Source organism: Caulobacter ginsengisoli (assembly GCF_030814835.1).
Classification (GTDB): domain Bacteria; phylum Pseudomonadota; class Alphaproteobacteria; order Caulobacterales; family Caulobacteraceae; genus Caulobacter; species Caulobacter ginsengisoli.
Genome location: NZ_JAUSVS010000002.1, coordinates 411,305 through 435,239 on the forward strand (window position 1 = coordinate 411,305; position 23,935 = coordinate 435,239).

General features: G+C 68.1%; 21 protein-coding genes. 8 read left to right on the top strand and 13 right to left on the bottom strand.

Annotated elements, in window-relative coordinates; all coding sequences use genetic code 11:
• Nucleotides 1–6: 6 nt before the first annotated feature.
• From QO010_RS07265 to QO010_RS07275, 3 genes are read left to right on the top strand one after another with little or no spacing between them, the layout of a single operon-like run.
• A complete protein-coding gene (locus QO010_RS07265; protein ID WP_307347795.1) occupies nt 7–1,245 on the top strand; it encodes an acyl-CoA dehydrogenase in 1,239 nt (412 codons plus the stop codon).
• A 41-nt stretch (nt 1,246–1,286) separates the two neighbouring features.
• A complete protein-coding gene (locus tag QO010_RS07270; protein ID WP_307347797.1) occupies nt 1,287–2,105 on the top strand; it encodes an enoyl-CoA hydratase/isomerase family protein in 819 nt (272 codons plus the stop codon).
• Between the two features lie 21 nt (nt 2,106–2,126).
• Nucleotides 2,127–3,533: an amidase gene (locus QO010_RS07275; RefSeq protein WP_307347799.1), complete on the top strand. Its 1,407-nt coding sequence runs from the start codon at nt 2,127–2,129 to the stop codon at nt 3,531–3,533.
• On the opposite strand, the gene QO010_RS07280 is transcribed toward QO010_RS07275, so the two are convergent.
• From QO010_RS07280 to QO010_RS07300, 5 genes are all read right to left on the bottom strand, one after another.
• Nucleotides 3,530–5,680 (bottom strand): amylo-alpha-1,6-glucosidase, encoded by a 2,151-nt coding sequence (locus tag QO010_RS07280; protein WP_307347801.1) that lies wholly within the window; start codon nt 5,678–5,680, stop codon nt 3,530–3,532. The genes QO010_RS07275 and QO010_RS07280 overlap by 4 nt on opposite strands.
• Nucleotides 5,681–5,713: 33 nt before the next feature.
• A complete protein-coding gene (locus QO010_RS07285; protein WP_307347803.1) occupies nt 5,714–6,835 on the bottom strand; it encodes a glycosyltransferase family 4 protein in 1,122 nt (373 codons plus the stop codon).
• A gap of 116 nt (nt 6,836–6,951) precedes the next feature.
• Nucleotides 6,952–8,691 (bottom strand): flavin monoamine oxidase family protein, encoded by a 1,740-nt coding sequence (locus QO010_RS07290; RefSeq protein WP_307347805.1) that lies wholly within the window; start codon nt 8,689–8,691, stop codon nt 6,952–6,954.
• Nucleotides 8,692–8,794: 103 nt separating this feature from the next.
• Entirely contained in the window at nt 8,795–9,403 is a 609-nt protein-coding gene (locus QO010_RS07295; RefSeq protein WP_307347807.1) for a TetR/AcrR family transcriptional regulator, read from the bottom strand.
• The gene (locus tag QO010_RS07300; protein WP_307347809.1) at nt 9,400–10,545 is read right to left on the bottom strand and encodes an amidohydrolase family protein; all 1,146 of its coding nucleotides are present in this window, start codon (nt 10,543–10,545) and stop codon (nt 9,400–9,402) included. Before QO010_RS07300 ends, QO010_RS07295 begins: the two co-directional genes overlap by 4 nt.
• A gap of 164 nt (nt 10,546–10,709) precedes the next feature.
• Between QO010_RS07300 and QO010_RS07305 the strand changes: the two genes are divergently transcribed.
• Both QO010_RS07305 and QO010_RS07310 read left to right on the top strand, forming a co-directional pair.
• Complete coding sequence (locus tag QO010_RS07305; RefSeq protein ID WP_307347811.1) at nt 10,710–11,180, top strand: carboxymuconolactone decarboxylase family protein; 471 nt, start codon at nt 10,710–10,712, stop codon at nt 11,178–11,180.
• Between the two features lies 1 nt (nt 11,181).
• Nucleotides 11,182–12,054: a sigma-70 family RNA polymerase sigma factor gene (locus QO010_RS07310; RefSeq protein ID WP_307347812.1), complete on the top strand. Its 873-nt coding sequence runs from the start codon at nt 11,182–11,184 to the stop codon at nt 12,052–12,054.
• A gap of 6 nt (nt 12,055–12,060) precedes the next feature.
• Here the strand turns inward: QO010_RS07310 and QO010_RS07315 are convergent, their stop codons facing one another.
• Nucleotides 12,061–12,435, bottom strand: coding sequence for a hypothetical protein (locus tag QO010_RS07315; protein WP_307347814.1), 375 nt, complete (start codon nt 12,433–12,435; stop codon nt 12,061–12,063).
• Between the two features lie 198 nt (nt 12,436–12,633).
• Here QO010_RS07315 and QO010_RS07320 point away from each other — a divergent pair, with 198 nt between their 5' ends.
• Nucleotides 12,634–13,836 carry a diguanylate cyclase domain-containing protein gene (locus QO010_RS07320; protein WP_307347815.1) on the top strand — a complete coding sequence of 401 codons (1,203 nt, stop codon included), beginning with the start codon at nt 12,634–12,636 and terminating at the stop codon, nt 13,834–13,836.
• Between the two features lie 97 nt (nt 13,837–13,933).
• On the opposite strand, the gene QO010_RS07325 is transcribed toward QO010_RS07320, so the two are convergent.
• The 7 genes from QO010_RS07325 to QO010_RS07355 form a co-directional block, all read right to left on the bottom strand.
• Nucleotides 13,934–14,191: an SWIB/MDM2 domain-containing protein gene (locus tag QO010_RS07325; protein ID WP_307347816.1), complete on the bottom strand. Its 258-nt coding sequence runs from the start codon at nt 14,189–14,191 to the stop codon at nt 13,934–13,936.
• 142 nt (nt 14,192–14,333) lie between these two features.
• Nucleotides 14,334–16,679, bottom strand: a complete 2,346-nt coding sequence (locus tag QO010_RS07330) for a TonB-dependent receptor (RefSeq protein WP_307347818.1) — start codon at nt 16,677–16,679, stop codon at nt 14,334–14,336.
• A 103-nt stretch (nt 16,680–16,782) separates the two neighbouring features.
• Nucleotides 16,783–18,684, bottom strand: a complete 1,902-nt coding sequence (locus QO010_RS07335; RefSeq protein ID WP_307347820.1) for a sulfotransferase — start codon at nt 18,682–18,684, stop codon at nt 16,783–16,785.
• Nucleotides 18,677–19,246 carry a pyridoxamine 5'-phosphate oxidase family protein gene (locus QO010_RS07340; RefSeq protein WP_307347822.1) on the bottom strand — a complete coding sequence of 190 codons (570 nt, stop codon included), beginning with the start codon at nt 19,244–19,246 and terminating at the stop codon, nt 18,677–18,679. The genes QO010_RS07335 and QO010_RS07340 overlap by 8 nt, the downstream gene beginning before the upstream one ends.
• A gap of 33 nt (nt 19,247–19,279) precedes the next feature.
• A complete protein-coding gene (locus tag QO010_RS07345) occupies nt 19,280–20,008 on the bottom strand; it encodes a ribonuclease T2 family protein (protein ID WP_307347824.1) in 729 nt (242 codons plus the stop codon).
• A 10-nt stretch (nt 20,009–20,018) separates the two neighbouring features.
• Nucleotides 20,019–20,804, bottom strand: a complete 786-nt coding sequence (locus QO010_RS07350; RefSeq protein ID WP_307347826.1) for an enoyl-CoA hydratase/isomerase family protein — start codon at nt 20,802–20,804, stop codon at nt 20,019–20,021.
• Nucleotides 20,801–21,853, bottom strand: a complete 1,053-nt coding sequence (locus QO010_RS07355) for a phosphotransferase (RefSeq protein WP_307347828.1) — start codon at nt 21,851–21,853, stop codon at nt 20,801–20,803. Before QO010_RS07355 ends, QO010_RS07350 begins: the two co-directional genes overlap by 4 nt.
• Before the next feature lie 125 nt (nt 21,854–21,978).
• Here QO010_RS07355 and QO010_RS07360 point away from each other — a divergent pair, with 125 nt between their 5' ends.
• Together QO010_RS07360 and QO010_RS07365 are read left to right on the top strand one after the other, a co-directional pair.
• The gene (locus QO010_RS07360) at nt 21,979–23,163 is read left to right on the top strand and encodes an acyl-CoA dehydrogenase family protein (RefSeq protein WP_307347829.1); all 1,185 of its coding nucleotides are present in this window, start codon (nt 21,979–21,981) and stop codon (nt 23,161–23,163) included.
• Between the two features lie 2 nt (nt 23,164–23,165).
• Nucleotides 23,166–23,927, top strand: coding sequence for a hypothetical protein (locus QO010_RS07365; protein ID WP_307347831.1), 762 nt, complete (start codon nt 23,166–23,168; stop codon nt 23,925–23,927).
• Nucleotides 23,928–23,935 lie beyond the last annotated feature (8 nt).

Here is a 23,935-nt window from a genome sequence, read left to right on the forward strand (position 1 = left end):
CGAGCCATGAATTTCGACGACACGCCGCAAGAAGCCGCCTTCCGCGCCGAAGCCAGAGCCTGGATCGACGCCAACGCCCCGCACGAGCTGCTGGCCGACCTGGAGAATGCCGGGTTCGGCGGCCTGAACCTCTCCGGGGTCGACCCGATGCAGGCCATGAAGGCGTGGCAGAAGAAGAAGTTCGACGCCGGCTGGGCCTGCCTGCACTGGCCCAAGGACTACGGCGGCCGCGGCGCCACGCCGATCGAGCGGGTGATCTGGGGGCAGGAGGAGGGCGCCTACGGCAAGCTCTCCGGGACCTTCATCATCGGCCACGGCATGTGCGGCCCGACCCTGATGGCCTGGGCCACCGAGGAGCAGAAGCGCCAGTACCTGCCGCCGATGGCTGCGGGCGAGGACATCTGGTGCCAGCTGTTCAGCGAACCGGCCGGCGGCTCTGACCTGGCGGGCCTGCGCACCCGGGCGGTCAAGGACGGCGACGACTGGGTGATCAACGGCCAGAAGATCTGGACCAGCGGGGCCCAGCATTGCCAGTACGGCATCCTGATCACCCGCACAGACCCGACGGTGCCCAAGCACAAGGGCCTGACCATGTTCTTCCTGGACATGAAGAGCCCCGGCGTCGAGATCCGCCCGATCAAGCAGGTCAACGGCCAGTCCGGCTTCAACGAGGTCTATTTCACCGACGTCCGCATCCCCGACGCCCAGCGCCTGGGCGCTGTGGGCCAGGGCTGGACGGTGTCGCTGACCACCCTGATGAACGAGCGCCTCACCATCGGCTCGGGCATGCCGACCGGGTTTGAGGAGATGTTCGACTTCTGCTGCCGCATGGACACCGGTGAGGGTCCGGCGGTCGACGACAAGGCCGTGCGGTCCAAGCTGGCCGACTGGGCCTGCCGGGCCAGCGGGCTGAAATACACCGGCATGCGGGCCATTTCGGCCTTGTCGCGCGGCGAGACCCCTGGGCCGGAAAACAGCATCGGCAAGCTGGTCGCCGGGGCCACCATGCAGGATATCGCGACCTTCGCGCTGGACCTGATGGGCCAGTACGGCGCGGTCTCCGATCCGGAGATGGCGGCGGCGCAGTCGCGCTTCCAGGCCATGCTGCTGCGTTCCCCCGCCACGCGAGTGGAGGGCGGCACCGACGAGATCCTGCGCAACATCATCGCCGAACGGGTGCTGGGCCTGCCCGCCGACATCCGCGTCGACAAGGATGTGCCGTTCGAGAAGATTCCCACCGCTTAGTCGCTTGGGAGTATTCCCAAGGATTCGCCGGAGACGAAGTCATGCCGCAGCCCTACACCGCCCTCTCGATCGAGAAGGAGGGCCAGATCGACTGGGTCACATTCAACCGACCGGAGAGTCTCAACGCGCTGAATCCGGTGCTGATCGACGAACTTCTCGACTATTTCGGCGGCCTCTATTTCGACCGGCAGGTGCGGATCGTGGTGCTGCGCGGGGCGGGCCGGGCCTATTGCGCGGGTTTGGACCTCAAGGCCAATGCGGAGCGTCGCAACGAGAGCGGGCCGAACATGGGCGGGGCGGCGGCGGGCCTGCTTAGCCAGCGGCGGATCAGCGAGATCGTCATGCGCATGCGCCGCTGCCCGCAGCCTATCGTCAGCCTGATCCACGGCCCGGCCTGCGGCGGCGGCTTCGCCTTCGCGCTCGCCAGCGACATCCGCATCGCCGGCGAGAGCGCCCGGATGAACGCCGCCTTCATCCGCATTGGCCTCTCGGCCTGCGACATTGGCGTCTCCTACTTCCTGCCGCGTCTGGTGGGGGTGTCGGTGGCCTCGGAACTGATGCTGACCGGCCGCTTCATCAACGCCGACCGCGCCCTGCGCGTCGGCCTGGTCTCCGAGGTCGTCCCCGACGATCAACTGACGGCGGCGGCCCGGCCCTATCTGGACGAGATGCTGACCACCTCGCCTCTCGGCCTGCGCCTGACCAAGGAATGCCTGAACATGAGCGTCGACGCTGGCAGCCTGGAGGCGGCGATCAACATGGAGGACCGCAACCAGATCCTCTGCAGCCAGACCAACGACGTGCGCGAAGGCATGACGGCCTTCCTGCAGAAGCGGGCGCCGGTCTATACCGATAGCTAAAGCAATCGCGGGGAGGCGAGGATGAATCAGGCCGACTATCTGGCTCAGGACGCGACTGGGCTCGCCGACCTGATCAAACGCCGCGAAGTTTCCGCCGGCGAAGTTCTCGAAGCCGCCATCGCGCGGATGGCCGAGGTCAATCCGAAGATCAACGCCGTCACCCTCGACCTCTCCGACCAGGCCCGCGCCGCGACGCCGGCCGACGGCCCGCTGAGCGGGGTTCCCTATCTGATCAAGGACCTGGGCGCCCATGTCGCCGGCACGTCGACCTCCGGCGGCTCGCGGCTGTTCCAGGACGTTGTGCAGCCTGCCGACAGCGCCATCGTCAGCGCCTATCGCAAGGCCGGGCTGGTGATCTTCGGCAAGACCAACACCCCGGAGTTCGGCCTGGAGCCGGTTACGGAGCCGGAAGCCTTCGGGCCCAGCCGCAACCCCTGGAACCTCGACAACACGCCGGGCGGCTCGTCCGGCGGGGCCTCGGCGGCGGTGGCGGGCGGCATCGTACCGGCCGCTCACGCCAGCGACGGCGGCGGGTCGATCCGCTGCCCGGCCTCCTGCACCGGGCTGTTCGGCCTCAAGCCCAGCCGGGGCCGGGTCTCCTTCGCGCCCGCCAACGAGGGCTGGGGCGGGTTTTCGATCCAGCACGCCGTCACCCGCAGCGTCCGCGACAGCGCAGCCCTGCTCGACGCCGTCTGCAAGCCGGTGGCCGGCGATCCCTACTGGATGACCCCGCCCGAGCGGCCCTACACGCAGGAAGTCGGCCGCGATCCCGGCAAGCTGCGGATCGGCTTCTTCGCCGGCTCCTTCTCGGCCGCCGACATCGACCCGGAATGCGCCGCCGCGGTCCACGCCGCCGCCAAGCTCTGCGAAAGCCTGGGCCACGAGGTGGTCGAGGCCAAGCCCGACGCCGACTTCGCCGGCGCCAGAGCCGCCGCCGGCCAGGTCATCGCGCCCAGCATCGCCGCCACCCTGGAGATCGAGGGCCGTCGCCGGGGCCGTCCGGTCGAACTGGGCGAGGTCGAGGGCCTGACCCTGGCCCTGGCCAAGCAGGGCGAGGGCGTCCCGGCCTCGGCCTACATCCAGGCCATCCAGACCGCCCACGCCTTCGGCCGGGCGGTGGCGCGGTATTTCGAGACCTATGACGTGCTGCTGACCTCGACCATGGGCCGCCCGCCGGTGCCGGTCGGCTGGCTGCGCGGCGGGCCCCGCGAGCAATATGTCGACCGGCTGTTCAGCTTCATGAGCAACACCCAGGCCTTCAACATCACCGGCCAGCCGGCGATGACCGTGCCGCTGGCCTGGAGCCAGGGCGGGTTGCCGATCGGGCTGCAGTTCGTGGGACGGATGGGCGATGAGGCGGGGTTGTTCCGCCTGGCTGGGCAGTTGGAGCAGGCCGCGCCCTGGGGCGACAAGCGGGCGAGCCTTTAGGCCTCGACCATCACCTTGATGCCTTCGCCGCAGTTGCTGGCGGCGACCATGACCAGGCTGCCGCGCACGGTCTCGAAGTTGAGATCCACCGTGCAGCCGGCCACTTCCAGCCCGGTCAGCGTCAGCGAGGACACCCCATCGGGCAACCGCGGCTTGGTCACCCGAACCTCACGAGCGATGGCGTCGACCTGGATGCCCAGCAGGGCCTGGAGCACCATCAACGGCGTGCCGGCCGCCCAGGCCTGGGGCACGCAGGCGACGGGGTAGGGGACGGCCTGCTCGCCCGGCCGGCGGGGGAAGCCGCAGAACAGTTCGGGCAGGCGCATGTCGGCCGTGCTGGCGGCGGTGAACAGCGAACGCAGCAGTTCCGCCACCGTCTCCCGTTCGCCGTAGCGGGCGATGCCGGCGGCGCAGAGGGCGTTGTCGTGCGGCCAGATCGAGCCGTTATGGTAGCTCATCGGGTTATAGCGGGCCTGGCCCTGGGCCAGGGTGCGGATGCCCCAGCCACTGTCGAAGGCGGCGCTGACCAGGTGGCCGGTCACTCGTTTGGCCCGCTCGGGCGTCGGCAGGCCGCAGAACAGCAGATGCCCGGCATTGGAGGCCAGCGGCCGGCAAAGCTCGCCCTCGCCATCGATGGCGATGCCGTAATAGCCGACCTCCTCCATCCAGTAGCGGTCCTCGACCTGGGCCCGGATGCGCTCGGCCCGCGCCGCCCAGCCCTCGGCCCCGTCCTCGCCCAGCAGACCGGCGAGGTCCGCCATGGCCCGCCAGGCGGCGAAGGCGTAGCCCTGCACCTCGACCAAGGCGATCGGGCCTTTGGGGAAGCGGCCATCGGCGTGGAAGATGCTGTCGTGGCTGTCCTTCCAGCCCTGGTTGGCCAGGCCGGTGGCGGCGGCCCGGGCATAGTCGATCAGCCCATCGCCGTTGGAGTCCGAATAATCGTCCAGCCAGGCGGTGGCCGCCTTCAGATGACCCCAGATGCCGCGGATGAAGTCCAGGTCGCCGGTGCGCCGTCCGTAAGCGCCGGCCAGGGCCACGAACAGCGGCGTGGTGTCGACCCCGCCGTAGTAGACGCCGAACGGAATTTCGCCCAGCACCGCCATCTCGCCCTTGCGGGTCTCGTGCATGATCTTGCCGGGCTGGCTGTCCTGGAAGGCGTTGACCTCGGTCGCCTGCCGGCTGGCCAGATAGGCCAGCACCCCCCGCGCCAGGGCCGGGTGGAACAGCAGCATCTGCCAGGCGCTGATGATCCCGTCCCGCCCGAACGGGGTCGAGAACCAGGGGATGCCGGCATAGGGATAGGGCCCGGTCGGCAGGTCGGTGGTCAGCAGGGCCAGGTCCATCCGCGACTGGCCGATCCAGCGGTTGAACCGCCGGTTCGAGGTGCGCACCCGCGCCCCCATCCGCTCGCGCTTGCGCATGGCCAGCCGCGCCTGAGCCGCCGCCTTGCGGAAGCGGTAGCGGCTGGGCGGCTCGTCCGCCTCGGCGCCGGCCTCCAGGTAGAGGGTCAGGGCCGAGCGAGGGGCCATGGGCGCGATGAAGTCGGCGTGGTCGTGGCGCAGGCGGTAGGGCGGCTCGGAAAAGCTGATGACACTGGTCCGCTCCAGGCCGTCCAGCCCGCGATAGGCGAAGGCGGCGCTGCGGCCGTCCAGTACCGCCTGGGCCATCTCGCCGCGCTTGGGGCGGACCATGCCGCGCACCTCGAACATGTCTCGGAAGTCGGCGGCGAACTCCAGGGTGACCGGCACCATCACCTCGTCGAGGTTGTGGTTGATCAGCCGGATCCGCTCATACATCCGCCGGTTCCACAGGAACCGCCGCCGCTCGACGTGCAGCACGCCAGGCGGCACGTGCCGGCCGGCATTGGGCGGCAGCGGCCGGTTGGCGCCGTTGAACACAAACATCACGTTGTCGGAGGTCACCCCGGCGCTGAGCTGCGAGGGCTTCTTGCCGGCGATCAGCAGGCCCAGCCGCGACAGCAGCCGGGTGTCGCCGTCGAACAGGCCGTCGACCCCGCCCAGGATGTCGCCATGCTCGTCGGCGACCAGGAAACAGTCGCCGTCCTTCAGCGCCGGCTGGCGCAGCCGGGCGCTGTCGTCGTCATGTGTCTCGTCCAGGGCGGACGTCAGGTTCGGCGCGTCGTCCATTCGGCCCCTAAATCTTGCCGCAAAGGGGATTGGTCAGGCGGTTTGCGCCAGTCTGGTCTCGGCTTGAGTCACAATTGCGGTGACCGACTCGCTGACGGTTTCGGGTTCTTCCGGCGCGAACGGCATCCGCGCCAGGCGGTCAGAATAGAGCTCGACATAGCGCCGCGCCATCACCGTGGCCGAGAACCGCAGCTCGAACCGCGCCCGGACGCTGGCTCGGTTCAGGGTCCGGCAGCGCTCGACGGCGGCGCAGGCGTCGTCCATGGAATCGACCAGGAAGCCGGTCTCGCCGTCCTCGATCACCTCGGGGGTCGAGCCGCAGCGCCAGGCGACCACCGGCGTTCCGCAGGCCATGGCCTCGATCATCACCAGGCCGAAGGGCTCGGGCCAGTCAATGGGGAAGAGCAGGGCCTGGGCGCCGCCCAGGAACTCGGACTTCTGGTCATCCCCGATCTCGCCGATGAATTCGATCAGCGGCTCGTTCTCGATCATCGGGGCGATGACCTCGGCGAAGTAACGGGCGTCGGCCTGATCGACCTTGGCGGCGATCTTCAGGGGCATGCCCAGCCGCCTGGCGATCTCGATGGCCCGGTCGGGGCGCTTCTCGGGCGAGATCCGGCCCAGGAAGGCCAGATAGCCCTTCGAGGCGGCGCTGGGCTGATAGATGTCGGCGTTCAGGCCGTGATGCACCGTGCCCGCCCAGTTGGCGAAGGGCAGGGGGCGGCGCTGATCGTCGGAGATCGAGACCAGGGGGAACTGCGGCCAGTGGTCGTAGACGCCGGGCAGGTCCTTCATGTCGAGCCGGCCATGCAGGGTGGTCACCGTGCGGTCGGCCATGTCGGCGAACAGCGGGAAGTGGACCATGTCGACATGGAAGTGGATGACGTCGAACTGATGGGCCCGCGCCTTGACCTGGGCCAGCATGGTCAGGTGGGCCGCCAGGTCGGACTTGAGGGGCGAGGGATCCAGGCGGATGGCCTGGTCGCGCACGACCTCCAGCCGCGCCAGGGTGCGGGTCTCCCCCGTGGAGAACAGGGTGACGTCGTGGCCCAGCTCGACCAGGGCATCGGTCAGATGCGCCACCACCCGCTCGGTGCCGCCGTAGAGGACCGGGGGGACAGCTTCATACAGCGGGGGGATTTGAGCGATTTTCACGGCGCAGCTCTCCTTACGCGCGCCGTGACTCTCGGCGCACGGAGTAAAGCCTCAGAGGGCCGGGAGGTTGCGCCGATAACGGCGGATTTCGGGCGAAATCCCCAGTCTGTCGTCCGTCAGCAGGCGCAGATCAGCGGATAGTTGGTCGTGTCGGCGATGGTGGTCATGCCCAGATAGTCGACCAGCACCGATTCCGCCGTGCAGAACGCCCCCTCGACCCAGGCCTGGTCGTTGGAATAGGCCTCGCCGATGATGAACAGGTTGGCCGCCCCGACCCCGGCCAGGACGCTGGGCTGGCGGATCTTCTGCATCACGTCGCAGATGTCGTAATGGGCCGCCCAGGCGTGGTAGCCGGCCCCGAAGGGGTTCAGCGAAAAGTCGTTGTAGATGGTCTGCACCGGCCAGGGGATCAGGCCGCCGTTGGGTTGGTCGAAATGCAGCTTGGCCAGTTCCAGCAGCACCATGCGGGTCATGGTGTCGGTGCCGGTCCCCGGGCCCTGCAGCACTTGGTAGTCCTGGTCCAGCGGCACGCTGCGGTTCTGGTCGATCTCGACTTCCAGCTCCTGCCAGAACTGGATGTACTGCATGTCGTCATAGCTGCAGAGCACCCCGTAGGTGGGGTTGGGGTTCTGGCCGTTGGAGTTGTTGCCGAAATAATAGACCTGGCGCAGCGGCAGGTCGGTGATGCTGGGCCCGAAGACATTGGTCCCGCCGCTGAGGTCGGGCGGGTAGGGACAGGTCTCCCACCAGGGGCTGTCGAAGAACATCATCACCCGCATCGACGGCTGGCGGATCACCCCGTCCAGATAGAGCTGCACCTGGGTGTTGTTGATCACGTCGACCTTGCCGGTGTTGTCGGCATAGCGGGTGGCGTTGGCGACCAGGTCGATCGACGCCGGCGGCATGGCCATGAAGGCGTAGTCGCTGGTCAGCACGCCGGAATTGGCGGTGTCGGGGGCGCTGGCGCTGGCGGTCTGGAACTGCAGCTGGTTCTGCGGGGTCAGCCAGATCGAGTGCAGGCGGGTGTTGTTCTGGAAGTTGAACGCGACGCCGGCGTTGGCCGCGGCGGCCTGGGTCTGCTGGAACAGCTGCTCGAACACCTGGCTGTAGCCGCCGTCCAGGGTCTTGAAGGCCCCGCCGGGCGCGAACTCGCCATTATAGATGGCGGCGTTGGCGGCGTTCCAGTTGATGACGTTGGATGTGTAGCCGCCGGCGTCGGAGGCGTATTCATACCCCTCGTTGCCGGCCTGGTCATAGAAGACGTTCCAGTAGCCGATCGAGCCGGCCAGCGAACCCGGCGGATAGACATAGCTGTTGAAGCTGGGCGGCAGCGCGCCGGTTCCGTAGAACGTGCACTGGTCCGCGCGGGTCTTGGGCCCCGGATTGCCGGTGATCAGGGCCGAGATGTTCGAGAACAGCGTGGCGGCCGGGGCGGCGTTGTTGCCGGGCGTGTTGTAGGGGGCCGGCGTGGCGGCCAGGTTGTTCTGGTAGATGTGCTCGCCGCGCAGATAGAGCAGCGGATTGTCGGTGGTGTTGAAGTCGATGATCTTGGGTCCCAGGCCCAGGGCCTGGATGGTCAGGGTGACCAGCTGGTGGCCCTGGCTCTGGGTAGGGTCCCACATGATGAACCGCATCCCGCCGGCCTCGATATAGGACTGGGTCGGGTCGTTGTTGCAGAAATAGGAGCAGATCCGCCCCGCCGGCGCCCGCGTGCCTGTCCCAATGCCGCCGAAAGCGTAGTCGCCCCACTCGATCAAGTTGATGGTGTCGCCACTGACGGCCTTGCCGCCGGTCACCAGCCGCCAGGCGGTGTAGAGGCCGGCCGGTCCGGCGCCGAAGATGGTGTAGCTGGTCATGGGGATCCCTCCGACGAGATGGCGGAGGGTCGGCGGACGGGGCGGAGTCGTCAACCTGAAATAGTAGAAAAATACAACCTCAACGACCCATCTCGGATTCGGGTCAGTCCGTTCCGAACTTCCCCGCCGCCGCCCGCCAGCCGCCCTCCAGGAAGGTCGCCCAGAATTCCGCCGCCCGGTCGAGGTCGAAGCCGGTGCGGGTCATCCAGCCGATGGCCGACTCCGGCGCATACAGGGTCATGCGCAGGCCAAGCATCGCCAGGTCCTTGGGCAGGCCATAGGCCTCCATCACGCCCTTGACGAAATAGCCCTCGATGCCGCCCCGCTCGCCGCGCCGCTGCCTGGCGGTAAGGGAGGCGATGGTGGGGTCGCCGAGCAGGGACCGTAGCACCGCGCCGCGTTCGGCCAGGTAGCGCAGGTAGCTCCTCAGGTAGGGCTCGCGGGCCTGGGCCAGCGGCGTGCCGACCGGGGCCAGGCTCAGGCCCCGGCGGCGGATCTCAGCGAACTCGCGCTCGATCAGGGCCTCGAACAGGGCCGGACGGTTGGCGAAGTGCTTGTAGACCAGGGCCTTGCTGACCCCCGCCGCCTCGCCGACCGCCTCAAGCGTGCAGGCCACTAGCCCCTGCTCGACGATCAGCCGGGCGGCCGCCTCAAGGAGGCCGTCGCGGCGGGCCTCGGCGCTGATCCGCCGCTTGGTTTCGACCAGAGTCACCCGGCGAACATATCCTCGAAGTTCCGCCGGTAGAACCGGTCCCTGGCCTCTTCGGAGAGGCCCTCGAAGGTGCTCTCGAACCGCTCGATGGGGTTCTTGGTGCCTTCGGGGTGGGGATAGTCGGAGGAGAAGAGGAACAGCTCCTCGCCGCCCTCGCGGATGATGGTCCCGGCGTCCTCGGTGGCGAAGGGGGTGAAGCGGACGGCCCGGCGGATCAACTGCGAGGGCGGCATGGAGAGGCCGCCCACCACCGGGTCGGTCTTGCGCCAGCCCTTCCAGGCCTGGTCCAGTCGGCGCAGGAAGTCGGGCACCCAGCCGGCGCCCAGCTCGATCACCCCGCCGCGCAGGGTCGGGAAGCGGTCGAAGACGCCGTCGAGGGCCAGGCTGGCCAGGAAGTTCTGCGGCGCGAAGGCCAGCGAGAAGAAGTCCTTGGCCCGCAGGTTCTCGCCCCCGCCCAGCCAGTCCTTGGGCCGCGGATGGCCGTTGTTGTGATAGGCGGCCGGCAGCATCGGGGTCAGGGCCCCGACATGCAGCATGAAAGGGACCCCGGCCTCGCTGAGCGCGGCCCATATGGGGTCAAGGTCCGGGTGTCCGGGGGAACGATCGCCGGCCGGCGCGGCGGGCAGCCACACCGCGCCGCAGCCGGCGGCGATCGCCCCCCGCACTTCGGCGAGGGCCAGGTCCGGCTCGTCCAGCGGAACCACGCCCACGCCGATCAGTCTGTCATCGCCCCGGCAGAAGTCGGCGACCGCCCGGTTCAGCGCCCGCGCGCCGCCGTATTTCACCGCCAGGTCCCTGGAGGGCAGGAACTGCGAGCCGGCGAAGGTGGTGAAGACCAGCTGGCGGTTGAAGCCCAGGTCGTCCAACGCCGCTCGCCGCTCCGCCGGGTCGATGGCCCCAAACCCCGCCCAGCCCTTGGGCCCAGCCACGACATTGCTGGAGATCTCGGCGGTGGCGACGGGGTCCCTGACCCGCGCCTGAGCCCGCTCGATGGCCTTGGCCGCCCCCGAGCCGCCGGCCTCCAGCCGCATGCTGCCCAGCCGCTCACGCACATCGGCGTCGGCGTAGCCGGCCAGCCAGTCCAGGCTCTCCATGATATGGCTGTCGGCGTCGTTGATCAGGCGCGTCCCGGCGTAGGGCATGGCGTTTCCTCCGGCTCTTCTTGTTGCGGGAACGATAAGCCGGAAGGCGTCGACGCCGCAATTCCAATTTTAGTCACTAATGGTCGCATTTTTTTCCAACCGTTCATGTCACCTTCCGCTCCGCCATCTCGTCCTCACTCCGTAACCCCAACGGAGACCCTCACATGACCGCCCGCCTCAACCCCTTCGCCCATCTCGCCCTGCTCCAGCCGCTGATCGACTGCGGCATGAAGGTGCAGTCGTCCGGCCTCGAGCCCAGCCTGCTGGAACTGGTCAAGATCCGCGCCTCGCAGATCAACGGCTGCGCCGTCTGCCTGCAGATGCACGTCACCGAAGCCCGCGCCCAGGGCGAGACCGAGAACCGCATCGTCCTGCTGGACGCCTGGCGCGAGACCTCGCTCTACAGTGACCGCGAACGGGCCGCCCTGGCCTGGACCGAGGCCCTCACCCGGCTCAATAGTCCGGCCGAGCAGGACGCCGCCTGGGCCCTGGTCGAGACCCAGTTCAGTGAGGAGGAGCGCGTGAAGCTGACGATGATGATCGTGGTGATCAACGGCTTCAACCGCTTCAATATCGGCTTCCGGGTCGATCCCGTCTTGCTGACGGCTCGTCCGGTCGCCCATCAGGCCGCCTGACGTGAGCGCCCCCGGACCAGACACGGCCGCCGCCGTCTTCGACCCCCTGCGGCCCCGCCTGGTCCGGGCGGCCTACCGGATGCTGGGCTCGGTGGCCGACGCCGAGGACATCGTCCAGGAGGCCTTCATCCGCTGGCTGGGCACGGACCGCGGCGCGGTCCGCGACCCGGCCGGTTTCCTGATCCGCGTCGTCACCCGCCTGAGCCTTGACCTGATCAAGTCGGCCCACCGCCGGCGCGAGACCTATGTCGGCCCCTGGCTGCCCGAGCCCATCGTCGAGGCCGAGGACGCGGCCGACGTCGACGACGTCACCCTGCCGCTGCTGCTGGCCCTGGAGCGGCTCAGCCCCCTGGAGCGGGCCGCCTTCCTGCTGCACGACGTGTTCGGCCAGAGCTTCGCCGAGATCGCCGAGGCCATCGGCCGCGACGAGACCGCCTGCCGCCAGCTGGCCAGCCGCGCCCGCACCCACGTCCGCACTGAGCGGCCCCGCTTCGACGTCCCGCGCGAACACGGCCTGGAAATCGCCCAGGCCTTCTTCACCGCCTCCCGCCAGGGCGACATGGGGGCGTTACGCAGTCTGCTGGCCGCCGACGTGGTCCTGCAGGCCGACGGCGGTGGCAAACGCCCGGCGGCCATGGTTCCCATCGAGGGGCTGGAGGCGGTGATGGCGGTGCACGAACGGATCGCCGCGGTGGTCGCCGCCGGCGGTTCGAAGCTGCTGCGGCTGGGCTTGGTCAACGGGCTGCCAGGGTTCGTCACCATGGAGCCGGATGGCGTGGTGCAGACGACGGCGCTGGAGGTCGCGAACGGGCGGATCGTCGGGATCTATGTGGTGCGCAATCCGGACAAGCTGGAGCGCGTCGCCTCTATCTGACGGACGCTAGGCCGGCTTCGGCCTGGCGGGCAACAAGATGGCCGCCACCATTCCCGCCACCGACACCACGAACGCCAGCCCGACCAGCCAGGTCAGCACCCCGATCGACCAGTTCCCGGCATTACTCGACGCCGGGTCCACCAGCTTGCCGAAGAAGCTCCCGTACAGCATCCCCGCATTCGCTCCCCAGGCCGCCGCGAACAGCGCCCGGTTTCTCAGGGTGTCGGTGCGCATCAGCCAGGCGCCCAGGATGACAAACCCGCCGATCAGGTAGTCGTCGACCACGAAGACCAGCGGCCGGCCGGCGCCCCAGCTGCGCCAGGTTTCGCCGATGATCAGCGACAGGCCGTGGATCAGGGCGATGATCCGCAGGATGGTCATGGGCAAGCCTCCCTCGCAGCCGCGCCAGTCTGGCGTGGCGTCCTCCCGGTTGTCCAGTCGGGGCTGGATAATCGGTCGCGGCGCGGCGGATGATTCTACGACAATTCCTTAACGACGGCGCGCGATGCTGAGGCTCAGGGGCGACCAAGGCGCGCGGAGGTTCGGGACTTCGCCGTCGTCGTGTGGAGGCCCCGGGCCATGTGGCGTTTCCTGATCCTCAAGGCGTCCAGCCGGCGACTGCCCAACGACGTCTATGTCGAGCTGGTCGACCTGCTGTTCGCCGCCCTGCCGGCGGTGCTGATCATGACCGCGGCGATGGCCGGCATGGGGGCGCTGATCGCCGTGCGCAATAACGATCCGCTGCTCGCCGGCCTGGCCGCCGTGGGTGTGGTCGCGGGCCTGGCCCGGGCCGGGGTCATCCTGGCCTATCGCCGGCGCGGAACCGCGCAGACCTCGATGGCCCGCAATCTGACCCGCGGCGAAGCCAAGATCTGGGAGCGGCGCTATGCGACGGCCTGCCTGGCGTTCGCCGCCGTCCTGGGGACATTCAATGTCCGGGCCCTGGCGACCGGCGACCTGCTGGACCACATGCTGGTGACCGGGCTGGTGTTCGGCTACGGCGCGGGGCTGGTCACCCGGCTGGCGATGCGGCCGGCCATCTGCACGGCCTGCCTGATGCTGGCGGCGATGCCGACCGCCCTGGCCCTGGCCGTACAGGTGGGCGGCGGCGGGGGGCTGCACAATCAGCTGGCCTATGGCGGCCAGGCGTTGCTGGTCGCCGCCTTCGCGCTGGGCAGCCTGGAGACGGTGATGTGGACCTACCGCACCACGGTCGGCCACCTGCTGACCAAGCGCAATTTCGCCGACATGGCCCGCCAGGACGCTTTGACGGGCCTGCCCAACCGGCTGCTGCTGCGCGAGCGCTTCGACGACGACATCCTCGACATCGACGCGGCCGGGCGGCTGCTGGCCATCCACTACCTGGACCTGGACCGCTTCAAGCCGGTCAATGACCGCTACGGCCATCCGGTCGGCGACGCCCTGCTGCGGGCGGTGGGCGAGCGGCTGACCCGCGTGCTGCGGGCCAGGGACACCGCCGCCAGGCTGGGCGGGGACGAGTTCGTCATCGTCCAGACCGACGTCGCCCAACCCGAGGAAGCCCGGATGCTGGCCCACCGCATCGTGCGCACCATCGCCGCGCCCTACATGATCGAGGGCCATGAGATCGTCATCGGCGTCAGCGTCGGCATCGCCGTGGCGCCGGAGGACGGGGTGGACCTGGAACAGCTGGCCTCCCGGGCCGACGCAGCCCTCTACCAGGCCAAGGCCAATGGCCGCGGGACCATCGCCTTCTGGCGCGAGGTGGAGGAAGCGGCCCCGCTGGCGGCGGCGGTCGCCTGAGCCACTCCCCGGCCGTCCAAACAAAAAGGGCGGATCCTGCTGGACCCGCCCTTTCCGTCGCCCCCGTGAACCGAAGGGCTATGCCTTGCGGCTCAGCTCATTTCAGATGGCCGGCCAGGTGCTTGTTCATTTCGAACATGCTGACCTTGTCCTTGCCGCCGAAGATCGGCTTCAGCTTGGCGTCGGCCAGGATTTCCCGCTTGTTGGCGGGGTTCTGGAGGTTGTTCTTCTTGATGTATTCCCACATCTTCGAGACCACCTCGCCGCGCGACAGCTGGGCGGAACCAACCACGGCGGCCAGTTCGGATGAGGGGGTGAGGGGCTTCTGCAGAGCGTTGGGTTTCTTTTCAGTCACGTCGTGCCTGCTCCTATCTGGAGTTGAGGTTTGCCGGCGACGCCAGCGGTGAGTCGTTCCAAGCAGCCTAGGAGCCCCCGAGGGGAGAGTCATCCGCGCAAAGTGGATTTGTGCACAGTAAAGCGGTTGAAAAGGCCCCGATTTAGAACTTTTGGCCGAATTTGATCCCGATCAGCCGCGGCCGGACGGGAACTCGGTAGACGCGACCCCCGCAAACCGTCTCGGCGCACTCGGCGTAACGGTAGAGATCGCCCCGTTCATCCGTCAGGTTCTGAACATAGGCGTCGACCGTCCAGTCGCCCTTGGAGATCCCGAAGCCGAGGTCCGCGGTCCAGTAGCTGTCCTGCTTGCCGATGATGCCGCGCTCCAGGATGCGCAGGTCGGTCCAGGCCGAGCCCTCATAGTTGACGGATGCCTGCCAGTAGGCGTCCCAGTCGCCCACCGTGAAGGTGTAGCGGCTGGAGAGGTTGCCCTTGAACTTGGGGGTCACCGGCAGCTCGGTCCCGGTCGGCGCCTCGGGCGAAGGGCAGTTGGTCTCCGGCTGGCCGTTGGGCTTGAGGAAGCCGCAGAAGTTCTCGGTGATCTCGGCGTGGGTGTAGGAGCCGGCCGCCTGCACGGTCCAGTTCTGGGTCACCCGCCAGCTCATCTGGCTCTCGACGCCGTAGATCTCGGCCTGGCCGGCGTTCTTGATCTCGGTCAGGCCGCTGGTGCCCAGCAGCGAAAACTGGAAGTCCTTCCAGTTCTCCAGATAGACCGCGCCGTTGAACCGCATGCGGTTGTTGAACAGCATGGTCTTCCAGCCGATCTCGTAGTTGGTCAGGAAGTCCGACTTGTAAGGGGGCAGGGTGGCCCGCCGGTTGATCCCGCCCGGCCTAAAGCCGGTCGACACCGTGGCGTAGATCATCTTGTCGTCGTCGAGCTTGTAGGAAAGGTTGACCCGGTAGGTGTGCCCGGTCTCCTCGATGACCTTCTGCACGTTCGTGCAGGGGCCGCGGCCCACGGTGGTCGGCTTGAAGCATTCCAGTTCGCCGGTCGTGAGGCCGAAGTTGGCGGCGAACACTGGGCCGAAGCCGAAGTAGCCTGACAGGCTGTTCTCCGACTGGAAGTAGCGCATGCCGCCCGTCAGGGTCAGGCTGGGGGTCACGTCCCAGGCGATCTCGCCGAACACCGCCTTGTCGCGGTCGATCCGCGACTGCTCGGTGAGCCAGACGGTGTCGGGCCAGCCGGTGACCTCGAGGTTGTCGTTGAGGTTGGCCACCATATAGCGCTGCTCGATCAGGTGCTCCTGGCGGCCGTAATAGAGGCCGAACAGCGCCCGGACCGGGTTTTCGTCCGGCGTGCGCAGCCGGAACTCGTGCGATTCCTTGGTGTAGCGGTCCTTGGCCCGGATGAACTGGCCCGGATTGATGAAGTTGAAGGCGTTGTCGTAGAAATAGACGCCGTAGCCGCTCAGCGTGTCGTAGAAGTAGCTGTAATCGCTGTAGTCCTGCTGGTAGTCGACCCGGCGCTTCATATAGCTGCCGGCATAGGTCAGGTCGAAGATGCCCAGCTTGCCTTCCAGGGTCAGGGCGGCCTGGTACCAGCGGTCGTTGCTGGTCTCGGGATAGAAGTGGCTGACCTTCAGGTCGCCAACCTGCGGGTCGTAGCCGAAGATGCCGTTGGTCTCTTCCTTCTGGCCCATCAGGCTGGGGGTCAGGGTCCAGTTCTCATTGAGATCGATCTTCAGGGCCGCGCGGGCGCCGATGACATCGACGTCGTTATAGTTCTTCTTGGCGATGGCGGTGTTGTCCGAGGTCGCCCCGGAGGTCGGGTAGAACAGCGTGCCCGGCACATTGTCGATATAGCCGCCGTCATGCTCGGCCCAGCCGACCAGGCGGATGGCGGCGTTATCGGACAGCGGAATGTTGACATAGCCCTCGGCGCTGTAGCCCGGGTCGCCGCTGGAGACGATGTTGCCCTCGATGTCATAGGCGGCCGAGAAGCCGGCGGTGCTGGGCTTGTTGGTGATGATCCTGATGGTGCCGGCCTGCGAGCTGGCCCCGTAGAGGGTGCCCTGCGGCCCGGCCAGGGCCTCGACCCGGGCGACGTCGTAGATGTGGATGTCCAGGGCGCCCTGGATCGTCGTAATCGGCTGTTCGTCCAGATAGACCCCGACGCTGGGCAGCGAGCCGGAGTGGTTGCCGTCCCCGCCGCTGGCGACGCCCCGCATATAGACCTGGGAGAAGCCCGGGGCGGTGGTGGCGAAATCCACACTGGGCAGCAGCTTGGCGTAGTCGTTGAAGCTGGAGACATTGGCCTGTTCCAGCTTGTCGGAACCCAGGGCCTGGATGCTGACCGGCACCGACTGCAGGTTCTCGTCGCGCTTCTGGGCGGTGACGATCACCGCCTCAAGCGAGACGCCGTCGTCGTCGCGGGCAAAAGCCGGTGTGGCGAGGGGAACCAGCATGCTGGCGCCCAGCAGCACGGCGGAAAGCTTGCGCGTCTTCATTGGTCCGGCCCCGACCTAATTCCTGATGGTTGAATGTCGCGCTCAGGCCCGAGAGTCTGTCAAGTCGGAGAGCCGACGTTCACTGAGCTTTGTGATCACAGGGTCACAGGTTGGGCGGCGCATCCGGATAGGCGTCCAGCACCGGCCCCAGGGCCGCCTTCAGCGGTCCCAGCCACGGCTCGTAGGACCGCCACTGGTCGACGCCCTCGGCGAAGATCGGCTGGCGGACCTGTTCGCTGCTGGCGGTGCGCACGGCCCGGTCGTTCTCGTAGAACTTCAGGCAGCCGGCCTCGAACGGCAGGCCGCAATAGTCGAGCAGGGCCCGCACCTGGCCTTCCGGGTCGGCGACCATCGCCTCGTAGATCACCCGGTGCACCCGGCCGGGAAGCACCGCGTCGATATGGGCCATCAGCCGCACATAGTCGGCGTAGTAGCCGCCGATGTCGGTCAGGTCGTAGGTGAAGCTCTGGCCGCGGGCGAAATGCTGCTTGAAGCCCGAGAATCCGCAGCCCAGCGGATGGCGCCGGGCGTCGACGATCCTGGCGTTCGGCAGGATCAGGTGGATGAAGCCGGTATGGCTCCAGTTGTTGGGCATCTTGTCGATGAACAGCGGCCGGCCCAGCTTGCGCTGGATGCGGGTGCGTTCGAGATACTCCTCGCCCAATTCCCGGAAGGCCGACAGCGGCAGATCGGCCAGCGCTTCGGGATAGGCGTCGCCGTTTCGTCCGCCAGCGATGCGGCGGGCCAGGGCGATGATGTCGGGCAGCTCCATCGTCCCCTCGACCATCGAATGGCTGGCCAGGATCTGCTCGACCAGGGTCGAGCCGGCCCGGGGCAGGCCGACGACGAAGATCGGATCGGGCGCCGCGCAGCCGGCCCCGGCGCGCTCGGCGAAGCGCTCGGGGGTGAAGAAGGCGATGGTGCGGGCGACGAGGTCGGTGTGGGCCTGGCGGTCATAGTCCAGGGTCTGGCGGCGCAGGGCGTTGCCGGCGGCGTAGTGGGCGAAGGAGACCTCGAATTGCCCGGCGTCCTCCAACGCCTTGCCCAGCGCGAAGTCGAGGTGGAAGCGATCCTCGTCGGTCAGGTCATCGCGGGCCAACTGGGACCGCATCGTCGCCAGGTCCTCGTCGGTGAAGCGATAGGTCTTGAGGTTGGCCAGGCTCCACCAGGTCTCGCCCAGGCCCGGCGCCAGGGCCAGGCTGCGGCGGTAGGCGGCGATCCCGTCCGCCACCCGCCCAACGGTCTTGAGCGCATGGCCGTAGCTCATCCAGGCCTTGGGCTGGTCGGGATGGCTGGCCAGCACGATCTCATAGTCGGCGATGGCGTCCAGATAGTCGCCGATCCGCACCCGGGCCGCGGCCCGCAGGGTGCGGTGGCCGGGATTGTCCGGCTCCTCGGCCAGCAGCCGGTCCAGCTGGGCGGCCGCCTCGGCCGACTTGTTCTGGCGATAGAGGACGGTGGCATGGTTGGCGCGGGCGGCGGTGAAGCCGGGGGCCAGCTCCAGGCAGCGTTCCAGCAGAGCCTGGGAATCGACGAACCGCCCCAGCCGCGCCGCCACCTCGGCCAGCAGGCGGATGGCCGCCACATCGGTGGGATGGTCGGCCAGATAGGGCTTCAGCAGCCGCTCGGCCGTCGGCAGGTCGTTGTCGCAGAGGGCCGTGGCGGCGGCCATCAGTTCCGGGACGTTGACCGAGGCGCGGATATGGCGGGCCTGGGCCTGCTCGGCCGCCGCGCTGTCGCCGACCAGGTCGAGCTGCTCGGCCAACAGCCTCCAGGCCAGGGCATGGCCGGGCGCCAGGCTTGTGGTTCGCCGCAGGGTGTCGATGGCCGCCCGGCTGCGACCCTGGACGGCCTGAGCCCGGGCCAGCAGGGTCAGGGCGCCGGGGTGGTCGCGGACCACCTTGAGGATTTCGCGGGCCTGGGCCTCGGCAAGGTCGGGCCGAGGGCCGAGCAGCCGCTCGGTATGGGCCAGCGCGGTGGCGAGGTCGCCGGCGGGTTCAGCCAAGCGCTTCCGCCTCTTCGAACAGGCCCGTCGGTAGCCCGTCGAGGCTCCGCTGGTTCTTCAGCCGCCAATAGGCCTCCAGCTCTTCTTCGGTCTTCTGGTCGGCCCAGTCGTCGAGAATGGTACGGTCCTCAACATAGTCCATCAATGGCACGGCGTAGCCACAGCTGGTCTGGACCAGGTCGAAATCCAGGCGGATGGCCTGACGGCAGCCCGGGACCGACTGGCCGTCAAAATGGGCGTCGAGCAGGTCACGGAAAGCCTTGCTTCGCCTGTGCAGCACCGTGCCCTTGCCATAGAGCCGCAGGATCACCGGGGGGCCTTCGAAGGCGCAGAACATGAAGGTCAGCCGGCCATCGGCGATCATGTGGGCGGCCGTCTCGTTGCCGCTGCCGGTGCGGTCCAGATAGGCCACGGCGTTGTCGGAGAGCACTGCCAGGCATTCATTGCCCTTGGGCGACAGGTTCACCCGCGCGCCCGGCGCGGCCGAGGCGACGAAGAAAATCTTCTGCCGCTGGATAAACTCGCGCAGGACCGGCGTCAGGGCGGGGAGTTGCTTGGCCATGTCGGCAACCTAACCGACCCAAAGGGGGCGAGGCTAGAACCCCCCGTTGGCGCTCGGCGTCAGGCGGATGGGGATGGCGTCGGGCGTGCCCGTCCCGCTCATGCAGCGCATCGGCTGGAACTTCAGGTCATAGCAGAGCCGGATCTCGGTGAGCCGCTGGGCCTTGTCGACCTGCAGGTAGATACTTCCGGCGCTGAGCCAGGGGTTGCTGGCGATGAAGGCCTGGCGCACGGCGCCTGCCGTCGGGTTCGGAATGGTCTCGATCTTCGGAAACACGATCCTGTCGTAGAGTGCCGCCGACTGCCGGAAATAGCTCTTGGCGTCGGGCCAGCCGCAGGCGCCGTGGGCCTGCCATTCGTGCTGCATCAGGCCCGGCGAGGGCGTGCGGCAGAACATCTGGCGCACCGTCTGGGCGTCGATCCCGCCGACCGGGCGGCAATAGCGCGGATAGGGCTTGGCAACGCCGTTGGGCCAGAGACCATGCAACACGAACCCGCGCGCTTCGCGGTCGCACTGCAGTTCTTCCTTGGTGGTCCCCTGGCCATTGGTCCGGCACCATTCCGGCGACCAGGTCAGGGCCAGCAGGTAGTAGGCGTTGGTGACCCCGCTCTGGATCTCGTCTTCCGGCGGCGTCAGCACCGGGGCCGGCGCCAGGTCGGCGGGGACCGTGCAGGCGACGGAAGCAGGCGGCGCGGCCGGCGGCGCGCAGGCGCCGAACAGGGCGACGACGGCAGCGGCTGCCGCCAGATGCTTGAGACTCATGGGCGGCAGCTTAGCGCCCCGAGAACACCGGCGCACGCTTCTCCAGGAAGCTGGCGACGCCCTCGCGGTGGTCCTCGGTCTTCATGAGCAGGCGGATGGTTTCGATCGCCCAGGACCCGATCTCGTGCGGGTCGCCATAGGCCGTGCGGCGCAGGCCCTCCTTCATGTAGCGCAGGGCCAGCGGCGGGTTGACGGCGATGCGGGCGGCCATGGCTCTGGCGCGGTCCAGCAGGGCCTCGTGGGCGACCACCTCGCTGACCAGGCCGATGCGCAGGGCCTCGGCCGCGTCGATGATATCGCCGCTGAACAGCAGCTCGGCGGCCTTGGCCGGGCCGACGATGGCCGGCAGGCGGTAGAAGCCGCCGACGTCGCAGATCAGGCCGCGCTTGATGAACATCTCGGCGAACCTGGCCTTCTCCGAGGCGATGCGGATGTCGGCGAACAGGGCCAGCTCCATGCCCCAGCCGATGGCCGCGCCGTTGATCGCCGCGATCATCGGCTTTTCGCAGTCCAGCGCCGCCATGGCCGCCGGGGTCGGCTTGTGCTTGACGACCGGCGGCGGGGCGACGGCGGGTTTCGGCGCGGCCATGATCTCGCGCACGTCGTCGCCCGAGCAGAAGGCCGGGTCGGTCCCGGTGACGATGACGCAGCGCACCTCCGGGTCGGCGCTGGCGGTCTTCAGATGCCGCTCGAGCTGGTCATAGGCCGGGAAGTTGAGGGCGTTGCGGACTTCCGGCCGGTTCAGGGTGATGAGGGCGACGTGGTCTTCGACGCTCAGGGTGACGAGATCGCTCACAGCCTTCCCTCCAGCACTTCCAGCGCCTGCCAGGCCAGGCGGGGTGTCCCGTTGATCGCCTCGCGCTCCATGGCCAGGTTGCCGCCCAGGATGCGGCGGTAGACGCCCTGGGAAATCGAGGCCAGGCGGAAGATCCCGAAGGCCATGTAGAAGTTCCAGTCCGGGATGCTGTCCCGCCCGGTCCGGCGGCAATAGGCGGCGACATACTCCGCCTCGGTCGGGATGCCGGTGGCCTTGAAGTCCACCCCGACCAGGCTGCCCCAGGCCTGGGATTCCGAGCGCCAGAGGAAGCAGTTGTAGGCGATATCGGCGAAGGGGTGGCCGATGGTCGACAACTCCCAGTCCAGCACCGCGATCAGCCTCGGCTCGGTCGGGTGGAACATGACATTCTCGAGCCGATAGTCGCCATGGGCGATGGTCACCGAGTCATCGGGGGGGATCATGTTGGGCAGGCGCTCGATCAGCGCCTCCATCTCCGGGATATGGTCGGTCTCGGCCCCGCGATACTGCTTGATCCAGCGGCTGACCTGGCGCTCGAAATAGCTGCCGTGCCGGCCGAAGTCGGAAAGGCCCACGGCCTCGAAGTCGACCCTGTGCAGCTTGGCGAGGGTGGCGTTCAGCTCGTCATAGACGGCGGTGCGCTCCGGGGGCGTGAGGTCGGGCAGGGTGGCGTTGCGGAACACCCGGCCGGGCAGATAGTCCATGACATAGAAGCTGGTGCCGATGACCTCGGGGTCCTCGCACAGCCAGCGCATCACCGGCACGGGCACATCGGTCTGGCCCAGCGCCTTCATGATCCGATATTCGCGGTCCACCTGATGGGCGCTGGCCAGCAGGGCGCCCGGCGGCTTTTTGCGCAGGACATAGAGCTTGTCGCCGCCATCGGCAGCCAGCAGGAAGGTGGGGTTGGAGGCGCCGCCCTGGAACTGCTTGACCACCATCCCGGCGCCGAACCCCGGGATACTGGCGGTCAGGTAGGCGTCGAGCCTGGCGTTGTCGAACCGGTGGGCGGGCGCGACATCGACGACGGCGGGAGCGGGCTGACTCATGGGCGTTTCCTCTTGAGCCAACTATGCGCCGCCGCCGTCAGGGCCGACAACCGTGCCCCGGCGTCACCCTTGAAGCGGCTCGCCAGCGGTGGCAGGGCAGGGGGACAGACTTAGGGAGCGGCCCCATGAACCTCGATCTCACCCCCGAGGAACTCGCCTTCCAGACCGAGGTCCGCGGCTTCCTGGAGGAGGCCCTGCCGCCCATCCTGCGCGAGGCCGGCCGGCGCACCACCAGCGTCTTCACCGACAAGGAATGGAATCTGGCCTGGCACAGGATTCTCTACGCCAAGGGCTGGGTCGCCCCCTCGTGGCCGGTGGAGTTCGGCGGCACGGGCTGGAACGAGATGCAGCGCTACATCTGGTCCGCCGAGTGCGCCCGGGCCGGCACGCCCAACCTCTCGCCCATGGGCCTGCGCATGGTCGGGCCCTGCATCATGCGCTACGGCACGCCCGAGCAACGGGCCTTCTTCCTGCCGCGCATCCTGGCCGGCGAGGACTACTGGTGCCAGGGCTACAGCGAGCCGGGCTCGGGCTCGGACCTCGCCTCCTTGCAGATGCGGGCCGAGCGCGACGGCGACCACTATGTCCTGAACGGCTCGAAGATCTGGACCACCCACGCCCACTTCGCCAACCGCATGTTCTGCCTGGTGCGGACCAGCACGCAGGGCAAGCCCCAGCAGGGCATCACCTTCCTGCTGCTGGAGATGAACACCCCCGGCATCGAGGTGAAGCCGATCATCACCATCGCCGGCGAGCATGAGGTCAACCAGGTCTTCTTCGACAATGTCCGCGTCCCCGTCTCGGGCCGGCTGGGCGAGGAGAACGACGGCTGGACGGTGGCCAAATACCTGCTGGAATTCGAGCGTGGCGGCGGCTCGGCCGGCGGGCTGAAGGTGGCGCTCGGCCGCCTGCGGGCCATGGCCAAGGCCGAGGGCCTGCTGGACGATCCCACCTACCGCGCCCGCCTCTGTGAGGCCGAGATCGCCGTCCAGGCCATCGAGATGACCGAGCACCGGGTGATGACCGCCCTCTCGGCCGGCAAGAACCCCGGCCCGGCTTCGTCGATGCTCAAGACCCAGGGCACCGAGGCCACCCAGCGGATCGACGAACTGGCCATCGAAACCGGCGGCGCCTACAGCTGGGTCTACCAGCCCGAGGCGCGGGCGGTGGGGGCCAACATCGAGCCGGTCGGGCCGGATCACACCCTGGTCGCCATGCCCCGCTACCTGAACAATCGGGCGGCTTCGATCTATGGCGGGTCGAACGAGATCCAGCGGGGGATCATGGCGCGGCTGGTGTTGGGGCTCTAGGGATGGGCTACAGGCGGCTGGCGGCCATCGCGTTGGTGGTGCTGTTCGGGCTCACGCCACTGGCGAGCGCTCACGCTGAAGCTGATCTGGCGGCGTTGATGAAGGCCTGCAACGACCTGTCGCGCCGGGCCCCAGATATCGAGAAACTCGCGCAGGCTCAGAGCCTTACGGCCTGGACGCCGGAGGAGATGGCTGCTGTCGAGCCGATTACGGTGGTCGAACCGTTGCGCAAGGATCGTGACAAGCCCCAACCGGACTTACCAACCCGAGCCCTGAGGTCGGATACAGTCCGCGCTTGGTGGCTGGACGCTGGCCACAGCCAATCCCTCGTCTATCAGGAGGCTGACCAGCCGCAGATGGGTGGCGGAGACTTGATATTTATCAGCGCCCGGCGCTGGCGATCCTGCCAGATCGCCGGCCAGATCGGAGACGCCCGGCCGCTGGTGGCGACCATCTACGATCTCGACGCCGACCCTCTGCCGGGGCTGTTTCAGGAGAGCCGAAGTCTGTCGATGTCAGTGAGTTCGGAGACGCTGCCGGGCACAAGCGATTGGTTCGATATGGGCGCCAACCTGTTCCTGTATTTTGACACCATGCTGGCGTTGCCGGGGATCACCAGCGAGAGCTTCTATTTGGCCGTGTCGGACCGCGACGAGCCGGATCCCGACTCGCCCGTGCTTCGGGTGTCCAAAGCCACTCTGTTCAAGGCCATCGCCCGGCCGGCGCGTTTTGTCTTCAGCCGGGAAACCGACCTGCCGAACTAGTTCGACTG

Excerpts from the sequence above, each read along its gene's own strand:
- QO010_RS07290 (WP_307347805.1), bottom strand. The coding sequence starts at position 8,691 with ATGACCAGCTACACCATCTTCGGCGCCGGACCGGCCGGCCTCTACACC.
- QO010_RS07275 (WP_307347799.1), top strand. The coding sequence starts at position 2,127 with ATGAATCAGGCCGACTATCTGGCTCAGGACGCGACTGGGCTCGCCGAC.
- QO010_RS07265 (WP_307347795.1), top strand. The coding sequence starts at position 7 with ATGAATTTCGACGACACGCCGCAAGAAGCCGCCTTCCGCGCCGAAGCC.
- QO010_RS07320 (WP_307347815.1), top strand. The coding sequence starts at position 12,634 with ATGTGGCGTTTCCTGATCCTCAAGGCGTCCAGCCGGCGACTGCCCAAC.
- QO010_RS07345 (WP_307347824.1), bottom strand. The coding sequence starts at position 20,008 with ATGAGTCTCAAGCATCTGGCGGCAGCCGCTGCCGTCGTCGCCCTGTTC.
- QO010_RS07330 (WP_307347818.1), bottom strand. The coding sequence starts at position 16,679 with ATGAAGACGCGCAAGCTTTCCGCCGTGCTGCTGGGCGCCAGCATGCTG.
- QO010_RS07315 (WP_307347814.1), bottom strand. The coding sequence starts at position 12,435 with ATGACCATCCTGCGGATCATCGCCCTGATCCACGGCCTGTCGCTGATC.
- QO010_RS07280 (WP_307347801.1), bottom strand. The coding sequence starts at position 5,680 with ATGGACGACGCGCCGAACCTGACGTCCGCCCTGGACGAGACACATGAC.
- QO010_RS07270 (WP_307347797.1), top strand. The coding sequence starts at position 1,287 with ATGCCGCAGCCCTACACCGCCCTCTCGATCGAGAAGGAGGGCCAGATC.
- QO010_RS07340 (WP_307347822.1), bottom strand. The coding sequence starts at position 19,246 with ATGGCCAAGCAACTCCCCGCCCTGACGCCGGTCCTGCGCGAGTTTATC.
- QO010_RS07305 (WP_307347811.1), top strand. The coding sequence starts at position 10,710 with ATGACCGCCCGCCTCAACCCCTTCGCCCATCTCGCCCTGCTCCAGCCG.
- QO010_RS07355 (WP_307347828.1), bottom strand. The coding sequence starts at position 21,853 with ATGAGTCAGCCCGCTCCCGCCGTCGTCGATGTCGCGCCCGCCCACCGG.
- QO010_RS07365 (WP_307347831.1), top strand. The coding sequence starts at position 23,166 with ATGGGCTACAGGCGGCTGGCGGCCATCGCGTTGGTGGTGCTGTTCGGG.
- QO010_RS07300 (WP_307347809.1), bottom strand. The coding sequence starts at position 10,545 with ATGCCCTACGCCGGGACGCGCCTGATCAACGACGCCGACAGCCATATC.
- QO010_RS07360 (WP_307347829.1), top strand. The coding sequence starts at position 21,979 with ATGAACCTCGATCTCACCCCCGAGGAACTCGCCTTCCAGACCGAGGTC.